The sequence below is a fragment of the Enterobacter sp. 22466 genome (genome assembly GCF_052044775.1).
GTDB lineage: Bacteria > Pseudomonadota > Gammaproteobacteria > Enterobacterales > Enterobacteriaceae > Enterobacter > Enterobacter dissolvens.
On the sequence record NZ_JBQENX010000001.1, the window covers coordinates 821,778 to 838,718 of the forward strand.

At 59.1% G+C, this 16,941-nt stretch carries 17 protein-coding genes and 1 pseudogene; 13 read left to right on the top strand and 5 right to left on the bottom strand.

Annotated features, from left to right (window positions below; genetic code table 11):
• Positions 1–7 precede the first annotated feature (7 nt).
• From ACTJJI_RS03850 to ACTJJI_RS03870, 5 genes and pseudogenes are all read left to right on the top strand, one after another.
• A complete protein-coding gene (locus ACTJJI_RS03850; RefSeq protein ID WP_083021130.1) occupies positions 8–724 on the top strand; it encodes a GntR family transcriptional regulator in 717 nt (238 codons plus the stop codon).
• Positions 724–1,600: pseudogene (gene hpxA, locus ACTJJI_RS03855) on the top strand (allantoin racemase). The gene ACTJJI_RS03850 and the pseudogene hpxA overlap by 1 nt, the downstream one beginning before the upstream one ends.
• Complete coding sequence (gene puuE, locus ACTJJI_RS03860; protein WP_254893513.1) at positions 1,518–2,417, top strand: allantoinase PuuE; 900 nt, start codon at positions 1,518–1,520, stop codon at positions 2,415–2,417. Before hpxA ends, puuE begins: the two are co-directional and overlap by 83 nt.
• A gap of 190 nt (positions 2,418–2,607) precedes the next feature.
• Complete coding sequence (locus ACTJJI_RS03865; protein WP_440653112.1) at positions 2,608–3,738, top strand: DUF6883 domain-containing protein; 1,131 nt, start codon at positions 2,608–2,610, stop codon at positions 3,736–3,738.
• Between the two features lie 9 nt (positions 3,739–3,747).
• Complete coding sequence (locus ACTJJI_RS03870) at positions 3,748–3,954, top strand: DUF4926 domain-containing protein (protein WP_219279232.1); 207 nt, start codon at positions 3,748–3,750, stop codon at positions 3,952–3,954.
• 228 nt (positions 3,955–4,182) lie between these two features.
• Here ACTJJI_RS03870 and hpxZ read toward each other — a convergent pair whose 3' ends face one another.
• Genes hpxZ through hpxW form a run of 4 tightly spaced genes read right to left on the bottom strand, consistent with a single transcriptional unit; the run spans position 4,183 to position 7,745 of the window.
• Positions 4,183–4,572, bottom strand: a complete 390-nt coding sequence (gene hpxZ, locus ACTJJI_RS03875; protein ID WP_219279233.1) for an oxalurate catabolism protein HpxZ — start codon at positions 4,570–4,572, stop codon at positions 4,183–4,185.
• The gene (locus ACTJJI_RS03880; RefSeq protein ID WP_440653115.1) at positions 4,569–5,966 is read right to left on the bottom strand and encodes an AtzE family amidohydrolase; all 1,398 of its coding nucleotides are present in this window, start codon (positions 5,964–5,966) and stop codon (positions 4,569–4,571) included. Before ACTJJI_RS03880 ends, hpxZ begins: the two co-directional genes overlap by 4 nt.
• A complete protein-coding gene (hpxX, locus tag ACTJJI_RS03885; RefSeq protein WP_014831359.1) occupies positions 5,963–6,151 on the bottom strand; it encodes an oxalurate catabolism protein HpxX in 189 nt (62 codons plus the stop codon). Before hpxX ends, ACTJJI_RS03880 begins: the two co-directional genes overlap by 4 nt.
• Positions 6,152–6,161: 10 nt before the next feature.
• Positions 6,162–7,745, bottom strand: a complete 1,584-nt coding sequence (gene hpxW, locus ACTJJI_RS03890) for an oxamate amidohydrolase (protein ID WP_047362245.1) — start codon at positions 7,743–7,745, stop codon at positions 6,162–6,164.
• Positions 7,746–7,890: 145 nt separating this feature from the next.
• On the opposite strand from hpxW, the gene hpxU reads away from it, so the two are divergent.
• From hpxU to hpxK, 7 genes are all read left to right on the top strand, one after another.
• On the top strand, positions 7,891–8,730 hold the full coding sequence (gene hpxU / locus ACTJJI_RS03895; RefSeq protein ID WP_046889769.1) for a MurR/RpiR family transcriptional regulator HpxU: 840 nt from the start codon (positions 7,891–7,893) through the stop codon (positions 8,728–8,730).
• Between the two features lie 192 nt (positions 8,731–8,922).
• Complete coding sequence (locus ACTJJI_RS03900) at positions 8,923–9,705, top strand: transporter substrate-binding domain-containing protein (protein WP_046889770.1); 783 nt, start codon at positions 8,923–8,925, stop codon at positions 9,703–9,705.
• Positions 9,706–9,709: 4 nt separating this feature from the next.
• The gene (locus ACTJJI_RS03905) at positions 9,710–10,375 is read left to right on the top strand and encodes an amino acid ABC transporter permease (protein ID WP_014831363.1); all 666 of its coding nucleotides are present in this window, start codon (positions 9,710–9,712) and stop codon (positions 10,373–10,375) included.
• Positions 10,375–11,031: an amino acid ABC transporter permease gene (locus ACTJJI_RS03910; protein WP_014831364.1), complete on the top strand. Its 657-nt coding sequence runs from the start codon at positions 10,375–10,377 to the stop codon at positions 11,029–11,031. Before ACTJJI_RS03905 ends, ACTJJI_RS03910 begins: the two co-directional genes overlap by 1 nt.
• Positions 11,012–11,749 (top strand): amino acid ABC transporter ATP-binding protein, encoded by a 738-nt coding sequence (locus tag ACTJJI_RS03915; RefSeq protein WP_046889772.1) that lies wholly within the window; start codon positions 11,012–11,014, stop codon positions 11,747–11,749. Before ACTJJI_RS03910 ends, ACTJJI_RS03915 begins: the two co-directional genes overlap by 20 nt.
• A 13-nt stretch (positions 11,750–11,762) precedes the next feature.
• A complete protein-coding gene (locus tag ACTJJI_RS03920; RefSeq protein ID WP_063425034.1) occupies positions 11,763–13,004 on the top strand; it encodes a pyridoxal-phosphate-dependent aminotransferase family protein in 1,242 nt (413 codons plus the stop codon).
• Positions 13,001–14,239 (top strand): allantoate amidohydrolase, encoded by a 1,239-nt coding sequence (gene hpxK / locus ACTJJI_RS03925; RefSeq protein WP_440653119.1) that lies wholly within the window; start codon positions 13,001–13,003, stop codon positions 14,237–14,239. The genes ACTJJI_RS03920 and hpxK overlap by 4 nt, the downstream gene beginning before the upstream one ends.
• On the opposite strand, the gene ACTJJI_RS03930 is transcribed toward hpxK, so the two are convergent.
• Entirely contained in the window at positions 14,236–15,351 is a 1,116-nt protein-coding gene (locus ACTJJI_RS03930; RefSeq protein ID WP_334751791.1) for an ABC transporter ATP-binding protein, read from the bottom strand. The two genes, hpxK and ACTJJI_RS03930, sit on opposite strands and share 4 nt — an antisense overlap.
• Before the next feature lie 321 nt (positions 15,352–15,672).
• Here ACTJJI_RS03930 and ACTJJI_RS03935 point away from each other — a divergent pair, with 321 nt between their 5' ends.
• Positions 15,673–16,887, top strand: coding sequence for an extracellular solute-binding protein (locus ACTJJI_RS03935; RefSeq protein WP_014831368.1), 1,215 nt, complete (start codon positions 15,673–15,675; stop codon positions 16,885–16,887).
• Positions 16,888–16,941 lie beyond the last annotated feature (54 nt).

Sequence of the window (16,941 nt, forward strand, 5' to 3'; positions counted from 1 at the left end):
GTGGTTAATGAACTACGTGAACAGTCTGCACGCCGCGCCAGACCTGCAAGACAAAGACGAATCCATCTTTCAGGCGCTGATGACCGCGATTGTCGAACATCAGCTGCTGCCGGGAAGCAAATTGCCGGAAGAGGCGCTGGCGGAGGTCTTTGGCGTGAGCCGTACGGGCATCCGTAAGGTGTTGCAGCGACTCGCCGCTGTGCAAATGGTCACCTTAACGCCCAAACGTGGTGCACACGTTGCCAGCCCGACGGTCGAAGAGGCCCGGCAGATCTTCCGCACCCGCGCGCTGCTGGAGGTCGCCAATCTGCCAGACGTGCTGGCGCACTGTCAGCCGCCGCATCTGGCGGCGCTGGCGTCAATCATCCGTCAGGAGCAGCAGGCGCATGAAGCTTACGACGGCCCGGCGGCGATCCGCCACTCCGCGAATTTCCATATTCAGCTGCAGGCCATCTCCGGCAATCAGGTCCTGACGGAGATGGTGACCCGCCTGAGCCAGCGCTCTTCGCTGGTGATTGCCACCTGGGGCGCGCCGTGGCGTCAGGGGTGCCGCTGCAACGATCATGAACAGCTTGTGGAGCTGCTGCGCCAGAAAGCGCTGCAGCCATTGAGCGATGCCCTGATGCACCATTTTGAACATATCGTTGCCAGCCTCTGTTTCGAACGGGCGGGTGAGTGCCTGCCTGATTTTGCCCGGCTGTTCGCCAGCCACAAGGAGTCGTAATGTCGTCTGTCTGTATACAAGTCATTAATCCCAATACCAGCCTCGCGATGACCGAAACCATCGGCGCGGCCGCCCGCGCGGTGGCTGCACCGGGCACGGAGATCCTCGCGGTCTGCCCCGGTGCAGGTGTGCCCTCAATCGAAGGTCATTTTGATGAGGCCATTGCCGCCGTGGGTGTCCTTGAACAGATCAAAAAAGGCAGAGAGCAGGGGGTGGCGGGTCACGTGATTGCCTGCTTTGGCGATCCGGGGCTGCTGGCCGCGCGCGAGCTGGCGCAAGGGCCGGTTGTCGGCATTGCCGAAGCCGCCATGCATATGGCCACGCTGGTGGCGACGCGCTTTTCCATTGTCACCACGCTGCCGCGCACGCTGATCATTGCTCGTCATCTGCTGCACCAGTATGGCTTTCACGATCGCTGCGCGGCCCTGCACGCGATAGATCTCCCGGTGCTGGCGCTGGAAGATGGCACCGGTCTGGCGCAGGAGAAAGTGCGCGCGCGCTGTATACAGGCTCTGAAAGAGGATGGCTGCGGTGCCATTGTGCTGGGCTGTGGCGGGATGGCAACGCTGGCGCAGGAGCTGACGCGCGAGCTGCGCGTGCCGGTGATCGACGGCGTCAGCGCGGCGGTGAAAATGGTGGAATCGCTGGTGGCGCTGGGGCTGTCAACCAGCAAGCACGGGGATCTGGCCTTCCCGGAGAACAAACCGTTAAGCGGACATTTTCAGGCATTGAATCCATTTTAATTTTTTGGGGGGTAGCAATGGGGCTTTTTGAAGAGGGTTATCCGCGGGATCTGCGAGGCTACGCCGGCAACCCGCCGCATGCGCAGTGGCCGGATCAGGCACGCATCGCCGTGCAGTTTGTGCTCAATTATGAAGAGGGGGCAGAAAACCACGTCCTGCATGGCGATGCCGGGTCGGAACAATTTCTCTCGGACATCATTGGAGCGGCCAGCTATCCGGACAAACATATGTCCATGGACTCCCTGTACGAATACGGCAGCCGCGCCGGGTTCTGGCGGATCCACAATGAATTTCAGAAACGCGGCCTGCCGCTGACGGTCTTTGGCGTGGCGATGGCGCTGGCGCGTCATCCGGAAATTGTCGCGGCGATCAAGGCGGCGGATTACGACGTGGTCAGCCACGGCTGGCGCTGGATCCACTATCAGAACATGGATATCAACCAGGAACGTGAGCATCTGCAGAAAGCGGTGCACGTGCTGACCGATCTGTTTGGCAAACCGCCTACGGGCTGGTACACCGGGCGCGACAGCCCCAACACGCGCCAGCTGGTGGTGGAGCAGGGCGGTTTTGACTACGACAGCGACTACTATGGCGACGACTTACCCTTCTGGACGGAAGTGACCTGCAGCGATGGCAGCCGTAAACCGCACCTGATCGTTCCCTACACGCTGGATGCGAACGACATGCGCTTCGCCACCGCCCAGGGGTTTAATACCGCTGAGCAGTTTTATACTTACCTGAAAGACAGCTTTGACGTGCTGTATGAAGAGGGCGAAAGTGCGCCGAAGATGATGTCCATCGGCATGCACTGCCGTCTGCTGGGGCGTCCGGGGCGTTTTCGCGCGCTGCAGCGGTTCCTGGATTATGTGCAACAGCACGAGCGGGTCTGGGTCTGTACCCGCCAGCAGATTGCTGAGCACTGGCGGGAGGTGCATCCGTTTCAGAAATAATTGAGCCGTATTTTGCCGGGTTGCGGCTGCGCCTTTCCCGGCCTACAGGACGTCGCATGCCCGTTGGCGTTACACCATCAAACTCACATGCGCTGCCACGGGGCATTAGATTTTCTTTATCTGAGCGATTGATTTTTCATCATTTTATCCGGAAAATCCCTGCACTTTTAAAGGGAAAGGCAGACACCGGATGTTCACACTCTACATGCAATGGGAAGCCAGGCGGAAACTGGCTCCGGCTGATATTCAGTTCATCCTCACGCCACGTGAATCACTTGAGATGGCGAGCATATTTTACGAACTGGATTACCAGGAATACGACCAGCGTTACCCTTTTCACCGTCATAGTGTTCCGAGAAGGCGGGAAGGGGGTCATCACCGTCATGCAGCTCAGCCCTACAGACGCAAGCACAGACCGGAGTACGACGGACTCTATGATGAGGTGGAATGGAATCTTGAGCACGGCTGGATGGTCGGCGTGGACACGGGGGAAAAGTGGGATAAGTTCCGCAATCCGTTCTCCTTTGATGGCGAAGGTAATCTGGTTTATGACTGCTTCATGGATACCTACGGCGAGAGCTTCCCGCAGGTTGTGCGTCAAATCTACGAGTACGCCCTCAACGAACACCAGGGCAGGAAGCCGCCTCCGACCGTTAAGGAGCACTATTCCGATGCCCCGATACAACACGCTCAGGCCGCAAAAACTATCAACAACAAAGCAGCGGGAAGGCTTCTTGCTGCGGGCGGCATCTACAACGGCAACATAGAGGGGGTTCATAAGACCGTACAGCAGCTAGGCGGCGAAGCTCCAGCAGGTTACGATCAGGTTATGGACAACAAAGGGCTCATCATTGCTGGCGCTTCTGTTGCTGCCGGACTAAGAATGGGAAAAATTAACATCACCGGAGAACTGGAAAAGTTATCGTCATTAAGCAAAATCCCAGAGTTTGAATCACCAGCTTTAAAGGGGTTTACCTCGGAGTCAGGCACATTGCTTAATGCCGAACACGCCGTTGTAGATTACAGAAAGCTATCAACTTACTCTTTAGATGTTAACCACCCAGTCGGCGGGCATAAGGCCAGAGTATTCCAATCGGCACTGGGTTATAACCCGACAAATTCTGACGTGTTAGCAGATCGAGTCCGAGAGGGCATACTAACTGCCCCAGCTAAAATTTTGAACGCGGACCAGTACGGGCAGCGAATGGCTGTAGAGATGCCGATATTAGGCCTAAACGGTGAGACAGTGATAGTGCGCAGCGGTTGGATATATGAAACTGATGCTGTTGTTCCACGCATGACGACGATTTTGGTTAAGTGAGATCAGACCATGAGAAGAGAAGAGTTTGAAGTGGTTGTGTTAGCGGAAGATTTGCCGGATGAAGGGTTAACTAAAGGCATGATAGGTGCCATCGTATTCATACATGAAAAACCACATCTGGCTTACATGGTTGAATTTGTTGATGATGAAGGCCGCACTGTTGCAATGCCTTCTCTTTTACCTGAGCAAATAACGGATTATATTCCGCAAGAATGATCTGATTTATCATATGCTCGTTACGTACACTGCTAAAAAATACTCAGGGCGATTTCCCGCCCTGAACTGCAAAAGCATATGCATTCCCCCGTAAATACCCCGACGCGTCTGGTAAATTTATGAGGTCATGAATGACTATTCACCCGGATATATGACTACCGTTTGTAAAATGACTACAATGATTTTTCCATAGTAAGCAGAGGGACTTATGCAACCCTACGCATCTTTTCATGACACCATCACACTCACCTGTGCCGCAACAATGCGCCACCCGTAAGCAAATCGCACCCACGTCTGCTGCTGACGGCCAATGCGTTCCGTGCCCTCGCGGGTAAACTCGGTGCTGCATACGGCATAATCCTCACCGAAGGTGGTGATCACGGTATTGCGCAACGTTCGCTGTAGCCCGGCGGAGGGCCGTGCCGCGCGAAAGGCGCGGATTTCATCAATGCCGTAGAGGTTTTCCCCCGCGCCCAGTCGCACCGTGTTTTTGTCGTGCCAGAACAGCTCATCCAGCACCGCAATGTTGTTGCTCACCAGCGCATCTTCGTAGCGGTAAAATGCGGCTGTGACATCCGCCACCACCCAGGGAAGGTTAATGTCGTCGTGATTGATCATGGTGCCATCTCCGCAGGACGGGCATCGGTTATCCCGCTCGTTTCCAGGACCCGCGCCACGCGCAGGCAGGCTTGTTCATTAAACGGCGCTGCGATGAGTTGCAGACCAATCGGTGCCCCCTGGGCGGTGCGTAGCGGAACGGTGGTGACGGGCAAACCCAGAAACGAAATCGGCTGCGTCAGCATCCCCATGCTGGCACGCACCGGCAGTGGCTCCCCGTTAATCTCCATGGTCTGCTCGCCGATCGTCGTGGCGCTGCGCGGCGTTGCCGGGGCGATCAGCACGTCGGCCTGTTCAAACAGCGCTTTACAGGCCTGTCGGGCGTGGGCGCGAAAACGCTGGGCCTGAATATACCAGGCGGAAGGGATCATCGCCCCAGCCAACAGGCGTTCGCGGGAGTGTGGTTCGAAACGCGCCGGCTCACGGCGAAGAGACGGCAGGTACTGGTTCCCCCCTTCGGAGGCGCTGATGATGAATGCGGCAGAGCGGGCCAGTTCCGCATCAGGGAACTGAAGCTCCTCCTGGACATCGAGAGCACGCGCCACGCGCGCGACGGCTTCCCGGGCATCATCATTACACCACGTGCTGAAATAGCCGCCGAGGACCGCACAACGCAATCCATCCAGACCGCGATCGAGCAAGGGACGCGTCTGCTCGCGGGAGGACTCCGCCTGAAAAGGGTCGCTAGTGTCTCGTCCCTGCAGCGCATCGTACACGGACGCCAGATCGCACACGCGCCGGGCAAACGGACCAATATGATCGAGACTGGCGACAAACGGGTGGCTGCCGGAGCGTGACAGGCGGCCAAAGGTCGGTTTTAAGCCGTAAATTCCGCACAGGGATGCCGGGACGCGAATCGACCCGTTGGTGTCGGTACCCAGTGAAAAATGGACCAGCCCGGCGGCGACGGCGGCGGCAGAGCCACCGGAGGAGCCGCCTGCAATGCGCGTCAGATTGTGCGGATTACGCGTGGCGCCGTAGTGGCTGTTTTCCGTGGTAAAGCCGTAGGCATAGGCATCCATATTGACCATCCCGGACAACAGTCCTCCCGCGCTGCGTAGCTGGCGAACCGCAAAGCTGTCTGCGCTGGCAGCGGAACGCTTGCTGAACAGCTCGGCTCCGGCGAGGGTGGTGTGCCCGGCCACATCAAACAGGTTTTTTACCGCGTAAGGCACGCCCGCCAGCGGCGGCAGGGGGCGCTTTTCCCGGCGCAGGGTGTCGATATTTTCTGCCTCGGCCAGCATCCGCGCGTCGGTCACCGCCGTCCAGGCGTTGATCTGCGGGTTGATGCGCGCAATATCCTCCAGCGTCTGACGGGCGATCTCGCGGGCGCTTAACTCGCCTGCACTCAGCGCCTGCTGGATCGCGCTGATACTCATCTCGTGTAGCCTCATGCTTTGTATACTCCTGCGATCTCCAGACGGTCATCAAGCGGCAGCGCCATCAGCGGGGCGGCCATGGCGGCAATGCGGCTAAACTGCAGCTGAAGCTCCGCGCGGCGGGCGTCATCCAGCTCAACGCCCAGCACGGCCTCCATCTGCGCCAGGTAGGCATGCCAGTCAGGTTGTTGTGTTGTCATTCTTCTCTCCTCAGTATCCGGCGGCGGCACCGTTGCTGCGCGGGTCGAACGCGCCTTCAAACAGCCCGTTCGGGTGGCGGACAATCGCGCCCGCGTGGCCCATGGCTTCGCTAAAGTCCGGGAAGATCTCCACCTCGTGGCCGAGCGCCTGCAGGCGTGCGATCGTCTCAGGGGAAAAGCGGCCTTCCACTTTTAAGGTGTCTGAGGTTTGTCCCCAGGTGCGCCCCAGCAGCCAGCGCGGACGGGAGATGCTCTCCTGCAGCGGCAGACCCTGCACCACATAGCGGGTAAAGAGCGTGGCCTGGGTTTGCGGCTGGCCGTCACCGCCCATGGAGCCGTAGACCATTACCCGTCCGTCGTTCAGACGCGCCGCGGCCGGATTCAGGGTATGGAACGGCTGTTTGCCCGGCGCGAGGGCCAGAAGATGTGCGGAATCGAGGCTGAACGACGCTCCCCGGTTCTGCCAGACGATACCGGTATCCGGGAGCACCACGCCGCTGCCGAACTCGTGATAAATGCTCTGGATAAACGACACGGCCAGGCCGCTGTTATCCATCACCCCCATCCACACCGTATCGCCGGGGCCTTTGCCGGTGCCCCACGGCGCGGCATGGTTATCGTCAACCCGGTCGGCGAGCGCCTGAAGCGCCGCAGGATCCAGCAGGCTCTGAATATCGGTTTTCAGCTCGCGCGGGTCGGTGATGTGGGCATCTCGCAGGCCAAAGGCCAGTTTGGTGGCTTCCACAATACGATGAACCGTCCCGGCGTCGTCGGCATCGGCCATTGCCAGACGGTCGGTAATGCCGAGGATCGCAAGCGATACCAGCCCCTGCGTCGGCGGGGCGAGGTTCCAGACCTCACCCTGCTGATGTGCTAATTTCAGCGGCGTGGTGCGCCGGGCGACATGCGCGTTCAAATCGGCCAGCGTAATCGGCAGGCCGAGCGTCTCCATCCCACGGGCCAGACGCGCCGCCAGCGGGCCGCGATAAAAGCTCTCCAGACCCTCTTCGGCAAGTTGTGTCAGCGTGGAGGCCAGCGCCGGTTGATAAAACCGGCTGCCGACCTCCGGTGGTTTGCCGTCAACCAGCCAGGTTTCCGCGAAGCCGGGCAGGTCTTTCAGTTCGTCGAATTTACTGGCGGTGGCGCTGGCCTGCGAGGCCGTGACCGGCGTGCCGTTGCGGGCATAGTCAATGGCATCTGCCAGCAGACGCGTCAGCGGCAGGGCCTTGCCCGTCAGCGCGTGTGAGACCTTAAGCGCCTCCTCCCAGCCACTGACGGTACCCGCCACGGTCAGCGCCGCACGGGGCCCGCGGTGGGGAATGTGTGTCAGATCGCCATAGGCGGCAAGCGTCGCCAGCGATCCCGCCGCGCCGCTGGCATCGATGGCAATCGGTTCGCCGCCGGGGGGGACGATAAGCCAGAAGCCATCGCCGCCCAGGCCATTCATATGGGGATAGACCACGGCAATGGTGGCCGCCGCCGCGACCATCGCTTCAATCGCGCTACCGCCGTCGCGCAGCACCGACAGTGCGCTCTGGCTGGCAAGATGATGGGGGGCAACCGCCATTCCGTGTACGGAGACATTACTTTGCATGAACAGTCCTCATAACCCTGAAAGTCACAAGGCGCTGCAAAAGCTGTTCCAGGTATGAATGAAAAGTTTCATGTTATCCCGGCTGATATGCTGGCATGCTTAATGAATAGAGAGCGAGAGATGAAACAAACGTTACAGAGGCGTTATGGAACAGCTTGATGAACGACTGAAAGCACAATACGCGTCCCTATCGCCGCAGGAGCAGCGGGTGGCGGATTTTATTTTCGACCACTTCGACGATCTGATCAGCTACAACAGCGCCGAGCTGGCGCAGTTGAGCGGGGTGTCGAAAGCCACGGTGAGCCGCCTGTTTAAGCGTCTGGGCTATGAGAAGTATAAGGACATGCGTGATGAGCTGCGTACCCTGCGCCAGAGCGGTATGCCGCTGACCGACAACCGCGACGCGGTGCAGGGCAACACGCTGCTGGCGCGCCACTACAAGCAGGAGATGGCGAACCTGACCCAGTGGGTAAATGCCCTGGATGCCCAGCAGTTCGCCGACGCGATGGCGTGCATGGTAAAGGCGCGACGCATTGTCATTATCGGGATGCGTAACGCCTATCCGGCGGCGCTGCACCTGCGTCAGCAACTGCTGCAGGCGCGCGGGCAGGTGCTGGTACTGCCGCAACCGGGGCAGAGCCTGAGCGAAGAGCTGGTGGATCTCACCCCCGACGATCTGGTGGTGATGATGGCCTTTCGCCGCCGACCGCGCATTATCCGTCCGCTGCTGCAGCAGCTTCAGGGCAGCGGTATCCCGGTGCTGCTGATGTGCGAGCCGCAGGCGCACAGCCTGTTCCCGCTGGCGAGCTGGCAGCTTTGTGCCCCGCTGGACAGCGTCTCGGCCTATGACAGCTACGCCTCGGTCAATAGCCTGATCAACCTGCTGGCGAATGCCTTCCTGCATGAAATCCTCGATAAAGGCCGTCCGCGCATTCATGAGATCGCCACCCTGTATCAGCATCTGGACGAACTCGAACAACGATAATGGGGCATCAGCGTGGTGCTTTGCATTGAAATGGTGCAGTGAAACGGGGCGAAAAAGAGACAGCTTTTCCGCCCCGTCCTCGTTTTATCAGGCATTACAACAAAATCCCGCGTTTCGCTTTAACTGGCACATTAGTTGCAAAATCCAATTCAAAGAATCTTTTGTTTCATGTTAACGTTACGGGGAAGCACCATGAAAAAATTGTTGATTGCACTGGCCGGGGCCGTTTGTCTGTTCACTAACCTGCCTGTAAAGGCGGACCAGCTTCAGGATATCGAGAAACGCGGCACCATCCGCATTGCCGTTCCGCAGGATTTCCCGCCGTTCGGCTCGGTCGGGACCGATCTGCAGCCGCAGGGTTATGACATCGATATGGCGCGTTATCTGGCCAAACAGATGAAGGTCAAGCTGCAACTGGTCCCGGTGACCAGCGCCAACCGCGTGCCGTATCTGCAAACCGATAAGGTGGACCTGGTGATCTCAAGCCTCGGGAAGAATGCGGAACGTGAAAAGGTGATCGATTTTAGCCGCGCCTATGCGCCGTTCTTCCTCGGCGTGTTTGGCCCGAAAGGCGCAGAACTGAAAGATGCCGCCGCCCTGAGTGGCAAAACCATCGGCGTGACGCGTGGCGCAGTGGAGGACATGGTGCTGACCAGCCTGGCGCCGAAAGACGCAGATGTAAAACGCTATGAGGACAACAACACCACGCTGTCGGCGTATCTGTCCGGACAAGTGCAGTATGTGGCCACCGGCAACCTTGTGGTGGCGGCCATCTCGCGCCAGAACGCGGAGAAAGCCCCGGTGCCGAGCTTTATGCTGAAAGATTCACCGTGCTTTATCGGTCTGAAGAAAAATGAACCGGCGCTGAAGGCGAAAGTGGATGCGCTGATTGAACAGGGTATTAAAGACGGCACTCTGAACGGCTTCTCTGAGCAGTGGCTCAAGGCGCCGCTGCCGGCAAGCCTTGGCGTGTAAGGCAATGACAGAGCAACTCCATTTCTCTGAGCTCTGGCCGCACTGGCCGGCGCTGCTGGCCGGGCTGTGGGTCACCATTCAGTTGACGGTGATGGCGACCCTGGGCGGTCTGGCGATTGGTATTTTCGGGGCGGCCATTCGCAGCGGGCGGGCGACGTGGTTTAGCCGGATCTGGGGCGGTTACGTGGAGATTATCCGTAACACGCCGTTTGTGGTGCAGCTGTTTTTTATCGTCTTCGGCCTGCCCAATATGGGGCTGAAGATGACGGCGGGTGAGGCGGCACTGCTGGCGATGGTGGTCAATCTGGGCGCGTACAGCACCGAGATCGTCCGGGCGGGCATTCAGGTGACGCCAAAAGGGCAGTGGGAGGCCGGACGCGTGCTGGGGCTGACCCGTACCCAGACCTTCATCCGCGTGGTGTTGCCACCTGCGCTACAGCGTATTTATCCGGCGCTGGTGAGCCAGTGCATTATCGTGATGCTCGGCTCGTCGGTGGTGTCGCAGGTCTCGTATGAAGAGCTGACCTTTGCCGCCAACCTGATCCAGTCCAGAACGTTTCTGAGCTTTGAGGTTTATCTGGTGACAACCGGGATTTACTTAGCGCTGTCAATTACCCTGCGTCAGCTGATGATGGCGGCAGGACGCAAATGGCTGGGGGTGCAGGCATGATGACCACCTTTACCGACTGGGACATTATTCGCAACCTGCTGCTGGCCGGGCGCTGGACGATACTGCTGTCGCTGGTGGCGTTTGTCGGCGGCGCGGTGGTGACCCTGCCGCTGCTGCTGCTGCGCCTCACTGGCGGGCGAATGATCATGCGCCTGATCCGTGGCTATATTGAGCTGTTTCAGGGTACACCGCTGCTGATGCAGCTGTTCCTGGCGTTCTTCGGCGTGGCGCTGTTCGGCATCGATGTCTCGCCATGGACCGCCGCATCGCTGGCCCTCACGTTTTACACCAGCGCATTTTTGCTTGATATCTGGTTTGGCAGCATTCGCGCGCTGCCCAAAGGGCAGTGGGAAGCGTCGCGCTGTCTGGGGCTGACCTTTGGCCAGACCCTGTTTCGCGTGGTCGCCCCTCAGGCGCTGCGCATCGGCATCGCCCCGACGGTCGGTTTTGCCGTGCAGGTCATCAAGGGCACCGCGCTGGCGTCGATCATCGGCTTTATCGAGCTGACCAAGGCCGGGACGATGCTGACCAACGTGACGTATCAGCCGTTTAAGGTCTTTGCGCTGGTGGCGCTCGGCTACTTTATTCTGTGTTATCCGCTGTCGCGCTACAGCCGCTATCTGGAGACGAAATTCAATGCCTCTCATCACCATTAATCAGGTGCAGAAGTACTACGGCGAAAACCACGTGCTCAAGGGCGTCGATCTGGATATCGACATGGGCCAGGTGATCTCCATTATCGGGCGCAGCGGGTCGGGCAAAAGCACGCTGCTGCGCTGCATCAACGGGCTGGAAGGGTATCAGGACGGCAGCATCAAGCTGGGCGGCATGACCATTACCGACCGGGATTCTCAGGCGCGTGAAATCAGCCGCTCGGTCGGGATGGTGTTCCAGAGCTTCAACCTGTTCCCGCACATGACGGCGCTGGAAAACGTGATGCTGGCCCCGCGTCGTGTACTGAAGAAAAGCGCCGCCGAATGCCGGGCGCTGGCGCAGCAGATGCTGGAGAAAGTCGGCCTCGGCGATCGTCTGGATTACTACCCGTCGAGCCTCTCCGGCGGCCAGCAGCAGCGCGTGGCGATTGCCCGTGCGCTGGCGATGTCGCCAAAAGTCTTACTTTGTGACGAGATCACCTCCGCGCTCGACCCGGAACTGGTGGGTGAAGTGCTTAAGGTGCTGGAGCAGCTGGCAGCAGAAGGGATGACCCTGATTCTCGTGACCCATGAAATGAATTTTGCCCGCGAAGTGGGCGACCGCGTGGTGTTTATGCACCAGGGGAAAGTCTGGGAGCAGGGCGACAGCAAAACGCTGTTCGCCAACCCGCAGACCACGGAACTGAAGCAGTTCATCTCCTCCGTGCGCGGCCTCAACTGATAAGGACTTAACAATGGATATCGCACGCTTTCCGCAAATCAATCCGCCCCAGCGCCTGCTGATGGGGCCGGGCCCGATCAACGCCGACCCGCGCGTGCTGCGCGCCATGTCGAGCCAGCTGATCGGCCAGTACGATCCGGCCATGACCCACTACATGAACGAGGTGATGGCGCTCTATCGCGGGGTGTTCCGCACCGAAAACCGCTGGACGATGCTGGTGGACGGTACCTCCCGCGCGGGCATTGAGGCGATTCTGGTGTCGGCCATTCGCCCGGGCGATAAAGTGCTGGTGCCGGTCTTTGGCCGCTTTGGTCATCTGCTGTGCGAAATTGCCCGCCGCTGCCGGGCGGAAGTGCATACCATCGAGGTGCCGTGGGGCGAGGTGTTTACCCCGGATCAGGTGGAGGATGCCATCAAACGTATTCGTCCCCGTCTGCTGCTGACCGTTCAGGGGGATACCTCCACCACCATGCTGCAGCCGCTGGCCGAGCTCGGCGCGATTTGCCGCCGTTATGACGTGCTGTTTTACACCGACGCCACCGCGTCGCTCGGGGGGAACGCGCTGGAAACCGATGCCTGGGCGCTGGATGCCGTCTCCGCTGGCATGCAGAAATGTCTTGGCGGCCCGTCCGGCACGTCACCGATCACCCTGAGCGCACGCATGGAAGAGGCGATCCGCCGCCGCAAATGCGTCGAGGAGGGGATCCGCACCGACGCTCATCGCGACGGCGACGAGGAGATGATCTACTCCAACTATTTCGATCTCGGCATGGTGATGGATTACTGGGGGCCGGAGCGGCTGAACCATCACACTGAAGCCACCACCGCGCTGTTTGGCGCCCGCGAATGCGCGCGGCTGATCCTGCAGGAGGGGCTGGACAACGGCATCGCCCGGCACAAGCTGCACGGCGATGCGCTGCTGAAAGGCATTCAGGCGATGGGGCTGGAGACCTTTGGTGACCTGAAGCACAAGATGAACAACGTGCTGGGCGTGGTGATCCCGCAGGGCGTTAACGGCGATCAGGTGCGTAAGCTGATGCTGGAAGATTTCGGTATCGAAATTGGCACCTCGTTTGGCCCGCTGCACGGCAAAGTGTGGCGCATAGGGACCATGGGCTATAACGCCCGTAAAGATTGCGTAATGACCACCCTGAGCGCGCTGGAGTCGGTGCTGAACTACCTGAAATTTACCACCCCCCAGGGGGCGGCGATGCAGGCCGCGTGGGATCATTATCGCCGCGAGACGTCACAATGAGCCCGGCGGCAGAGCGGGTGATGGCCCGTGCCGATGCGCTGGCCGCCATCAGCGAAACCCCGGACGGCCTGACGCGGGTTTATCTCTCCACGCAGCATCTGCAGGCCAACCAGCTGGTCGGGCAGTGGATGAGCCAGGCGGGCATGACCGTCTGGCAGGACAGCGTAGGGAATATTTGCGGGCGCTATGAGGCGCAGCAGGAGGGCGCGCCGGCGGTACTGCTTGGCTCGCATCTGGATACCGTGCGCAATGCCGGGCGCTACGACGGCATGCTCGGCGTGCTCACCGCCATTGAGGTGGTGGACAGCCTGCATCAGCAGGGCGTGCGCCTGGCGCAGGCCATCGAGATTGTTGGTTTCTGCGACGAAGAGGGGACCCGCTTCGGCATTACGCTGTTAGGCAGTCGCGGCCTGACGGGCACCTGGCCGGAGAATTGGCTTGATACCTGTGATGCCAGTGGCATAAGCGTGGCGCAGGCGATGGTGCAGGCGGGGCTGGATCCCGCACGGGTGGCGCTTGCCGCACGGCGGCAGGAGGACTTCAGCGCCTGTCTGGAGCTGCATATTGAACAGGGGCCGTGCCTGGAGCAGGAGGGGCTGGCGCTGGGGGTGGTGGAAGCCATTAACGGTGCGCGGCGTCTGAACTGTCACTTTACCGGCGAAGCCGGGCATGCCGGAACCGTGCCGATGGCGCACCGTAAAGATGCCCTGGCCGCGGCTGCCGAATGGATGGTGCAGGTTGAAAACACCACCCGCCAGCGCGGCGGCAATCTGGTTGCCACGGTGGGGGCGTTACGCTGTCTGCCCGGCGCGGTCAACGTTATTCCCGGCGAAGTGGCGCTCTCGCTGGATATTCGCGGCCCGCAGGATGCCCCGCTGGACGCACTGCTCACTGAACTGCTCATTCAGGCGGAACAGATCGCCGCCCGGCGTGGGCTCCGTTTCAACGCCGAGGAGTTTTACCGGATCGCCGCCACGCCGTGCGATGCCAGCCTGCAATCGTTGTTAGGGGAGGCCGTGACATCGGTTCAGGGCCGCACCCTATCGCTGCCGAGCGGTGCCGGGCACGACACCATTGCGCTGGCAGAACGCTGGCCGGTGGGGATGTTGTTTGTGCGCTGCAAGGGGGGCATCAGCCACCATCCGGCGGAGTCGGTGATGGCTGAGGATGTTGCCCTGGCGGTTGAGACGTTTGGGCGGGCGGTGAGAGCGCTGGCTGACGGTGGCGCGCGTTAAGCCACCGAACGCACCGCATCTTCGATATCAGCGCTCACCCGTACATCCTGGTCGTCAAACACCATGCAGTGATGGTCGTCAAACGCCACGTCTATCTTCTGCCAGGGCGCGAACTTCACGTCGCCCGGCAGCAAGATCTTCACGTTGTCATGGCCATAGCATTGCCCAAACAGGTAAGTATTGTTTCCCAGTCGCTCCACCACTTCACAGTTAAATTCCAGCCGTGTGCCGCTGTGAAGGTCGGTGGTTAAATGTTCCGGACGGATGCCCAGCGTGACCTGACTGCCCGGCTGCAGCGGTGTGGTGGTCATCGCGAGCGTGAGCGACTTCTGCTGTGAGAGCCTGACGCTAAGCTTACCTGGCTGCCAGGCTTCAACGGTCGCCGGGAGAAAGTTCATCTTCGGAGAACCGATAAACCCGGCGACAAACTTATTTGCCGGTTTGTAATAGAGATCCATCGGGGCGCCCATCTGCTCAACCTTGCCATAGTTCATGACCACGATCTTGTCGGCCAGGGTCATCGCTTCGATCTGGTCGTGGGTGACATACACCATGGTGGTTTTCAGCTCCTGGTGCAGGCGGGCAAGGTGCAGACGCATCTCGACGCGCAGTTCGGCGTCCAGGTTAGAGAGCGGTTCATCAAACATAAAGACGCGCGGGTTACGCACGATGGCGCGGCCTATTGCCACGCGCTGGCGCTGCCCACCCGAGAGCTGTTTAGGTTTGCGGTCCAGCAGGTGGGAGAGCTGCAGCGTTTTTGCCACCATCTCCACCTGGTGACGGATCTGTTCTTTTGGGACCTTATTCACCTTCAGCCCGTAGCCCATGTTTTCGGCGACCGTCATGTGCGGATAGAGCGCGTAGGACTGAAACACCATGGCCACGCCGCGGTGGGAAGGCGCGACGTCGTTCATCACCTCATTACCGATTAAGACTTCACCTTCGCTAATCTCCTCCAGACCGGCAATCATGCGCAGCATGGTCGATTTACCGCAGCCGGAAGGGCCAACAAAGACGGCGAATTCCCCGTCTTCAATTTCAAGATTCACGTTGTGCAAGGTGACGGTGTCGCCAAAGCGCTTGGTGACATTCCTTAACTGTATGTTTGACATCAGTGTTCCCCGAGTAAACCGCTGTCTATGTTTTACGTATAACAATTAGGTTAAACATAGCTGGACGGTGCAATTTGTCTGCATTGACTATAACTTCCAGTATTCACGCGCCCTATACAGATTTTCCATTAATGTTATGACGATCACACAACTTACAGTTTTTTGTAGAGTTATCATGATGTGAAGGGTAGCGTATACCAAACCAAAGCTATTTGATGTCATACGTACAGCATCTGATTTTGCTGAATTTTGGATGAGGTAAGTAAGGCGTTAAATGTCATAACAACCATAAAATTGTTATACCTTCACATGAGGTTTGTAATGAAAAAGAACCTACTTGCCGCTCTGATCCTCTCTACGCTCTCGGTGCAGGTACATGCCACCACGCAGCTTAACGTCTGGGAAGACATCAAGAAGTCATCCGGTATAAAGGATGCGGTGGCTGACTTTGAAAAACAGTACGACGTTAAGGTCAACGTCCAGGAGACACCTTACGCCCAGCAGCTGGAAAAACTGCGTCTGGATGGCCCGGCGGGCATTGGCCCGGACGTGCTGGTGATCCCTAACGATCAGCTGGGCGGTGCCGTGGTGCAAGGGCTGCTGACCCCCCTGAATCTGGAGGCTAAGCAGACCGAACAGTACACCCCGGCCTCAATCAATGCCTTCAAAATGGATAATGCCCTCTACGGCGTACCGAAAGCGGTCGAGACGCTGGTGCTGATCTACAACAAAGACCTCATCGACAAGCCCCTCAACTCGCTGCAGGACTGGTATGACTTTTCGAAACAGCAGCGCGCGAAAAACCAGTACGGCCTGCTCGCCAAATTCGACCAGATTTACTACAGCTGGGGGGCAATTTCCCCAATGGGCGGCTACATCTTCGGTCATAACGACAAGGGCGGCTATAACGCCAGCGACGTTGGCCTGAACAAGCCGGGTGCGGTAGAGGCCGTGACGTACCTTAAAAAATTCTACGCTGACGGGATCTTCCCGGCCGGGATACTCGGTGACAACGGCCTGAACGCCATTGACTCCCTGTTCACCGAGAAGAAAGCGGCAGCCGTGATCAATGGGCCGTGGGCATTCCAGCCGTATGAAGCGGCCGGGATCAACTACGGCGTTGCGCCGCTGCCAACGCTGCCCGACGGCAAGCCTATGAGTTCATTCCTTGGCGTGAAAGGCTACGTTGTCTCCACGTGGAGCAAAGACAAAGCCCTGGCGCAGAAATTTATCGAATTCATCAACCAGCCGCAGTATGTGAAAACACGCTACATCGCCACGCGTGAGATCCCGCCGCTTACCGCGATGATTGACGATCCGGTTATCAAAAACGACGAAAAAGCGAGTGCCGTCGCGGTACAGTCGGCGCGCGCAACTGCCATGCCAGGCATCCCTGAAATGGGTGAAGTCTGGGGGCCAGCCAACGCCGCGCTGGAGTTGAGCCTGACCGGCAAACAGGATCCTAAAGCCGCGCTGGATAGCGCAGAAAAACAGGTCCAGATGCAAATCGAAGCCATGCAGGCCAGCAACCAGTAATTTTCTGCCGTCGCAAAACGGGAGGACTCTCTCCCGTTTTTTTGAAAGGAGTTG

Coding starts and splice junctions, on each gene's coding strand:
- ACTJJI_RS03850 (WP_083021130.1), top strand. CDS start 8: ATGAACTACGTGAACAGTCTGCACGCCGCGCCAGACCTGCAAGACAAA.
- ACTJJI_RS03865 (WP_440653112.1), top strand. CDS start 2,608: ATGTTCACACTCTACATGCAATGGGAAGCCAGGCGGAAACTGGCTCCG.
- ACTJJI_RS03870 (WP_219279232.1), top strand. CDS start 3,748: ATGAGAAGAGAAGAGTTTGAAGTGGTTGTGTTAGCGGAAGATTTGCCG.
- hpxZ (WP_219279233.1), bottom strand. CDS start 4,572: ATGATCAATCACGACGACATTAACCTTCCCTGGGTGGTGGCGGATGTC.
- ACTJJI_RS03880 (WP_440653115.1), bottom strand. CDS start 5,966: ATGAGGCTACACGAGATGAGTATCAGCGCGATCCAGCAGGCGCTGAGT.
- hpxX (WP_014831359.1), bottom strand. CDS start 6,151: ATGACAACACAACAACCTGACTGGCATGCCTACCTGGCGCAGATGGAG.
- hpxW (WP_047362245.1), bottom strand. CDS start 7,745: ATGCAAAGTAATGTCTCCGTACACGGAATGGCGGTTGCCCCCCATCAT.
- hpxU (WP_046889769.1), top strand. CDS start 7,891: ATGGAACAGCTTGATGAACGACTGAAAGCACAATACGCGTCCCTATCG.
- ACTJJI_RS03900 (WP_046889770.1), top strand. CDS start 8,923: ATGAAAAAATTGTTGATTGCACTGGCCGGGGCCGTTTGTCTGTTCACT.
- ACTJJI_RS03905 (WP_014831363.1), top strand. CDS start 9,710: ATGACAGAGCAACTCCATTTCTCTGAGCTCTGGCCGCACTGGCCGGCG.
- ACTJJI_RS03910 (WP_014831364.1), top strand. CDS start 10,375: ATGACCACCTTTACCGACTGGGACATTATTCGCAACCTGCTGCTGGCC.
- ACTJJI_RS03915 (WP_046889772.1), top strand. CDS start 11,012: ATGCCTCTCATCACCATTAATCAGGTGCAGAAGTACTACGGCGAAAAC.
- ACTJJI_RS03920 (WP_063425034.1), top strand. CDS start 11,763: ATGGATATCGCACGCTTTCCGCAAATCAATCCGCCCCAGCGCCTGCTG.
- hpxK (WP_440653119.1), top strand. CDS start 13,001: ATGAGCCCGGCGGCAGAGCGGGTGATGGCCCGTGCCGATGCGCTGGCC.
- ACTJJI_RS03930 (WP_334751791.1), bottom strand. CDS start 15,351: ATGTCAAACATACAGTTAAGGAATGTCACCAAGCGCTTTGGCGACACC.
- ACTJJI_RS03935 (WP_014831368.1), top strand. CDS start 15,673: ATGAAAAAGAACCTACTTGCCGCTCTGATCCTCTCTACGCTCTCGGTG.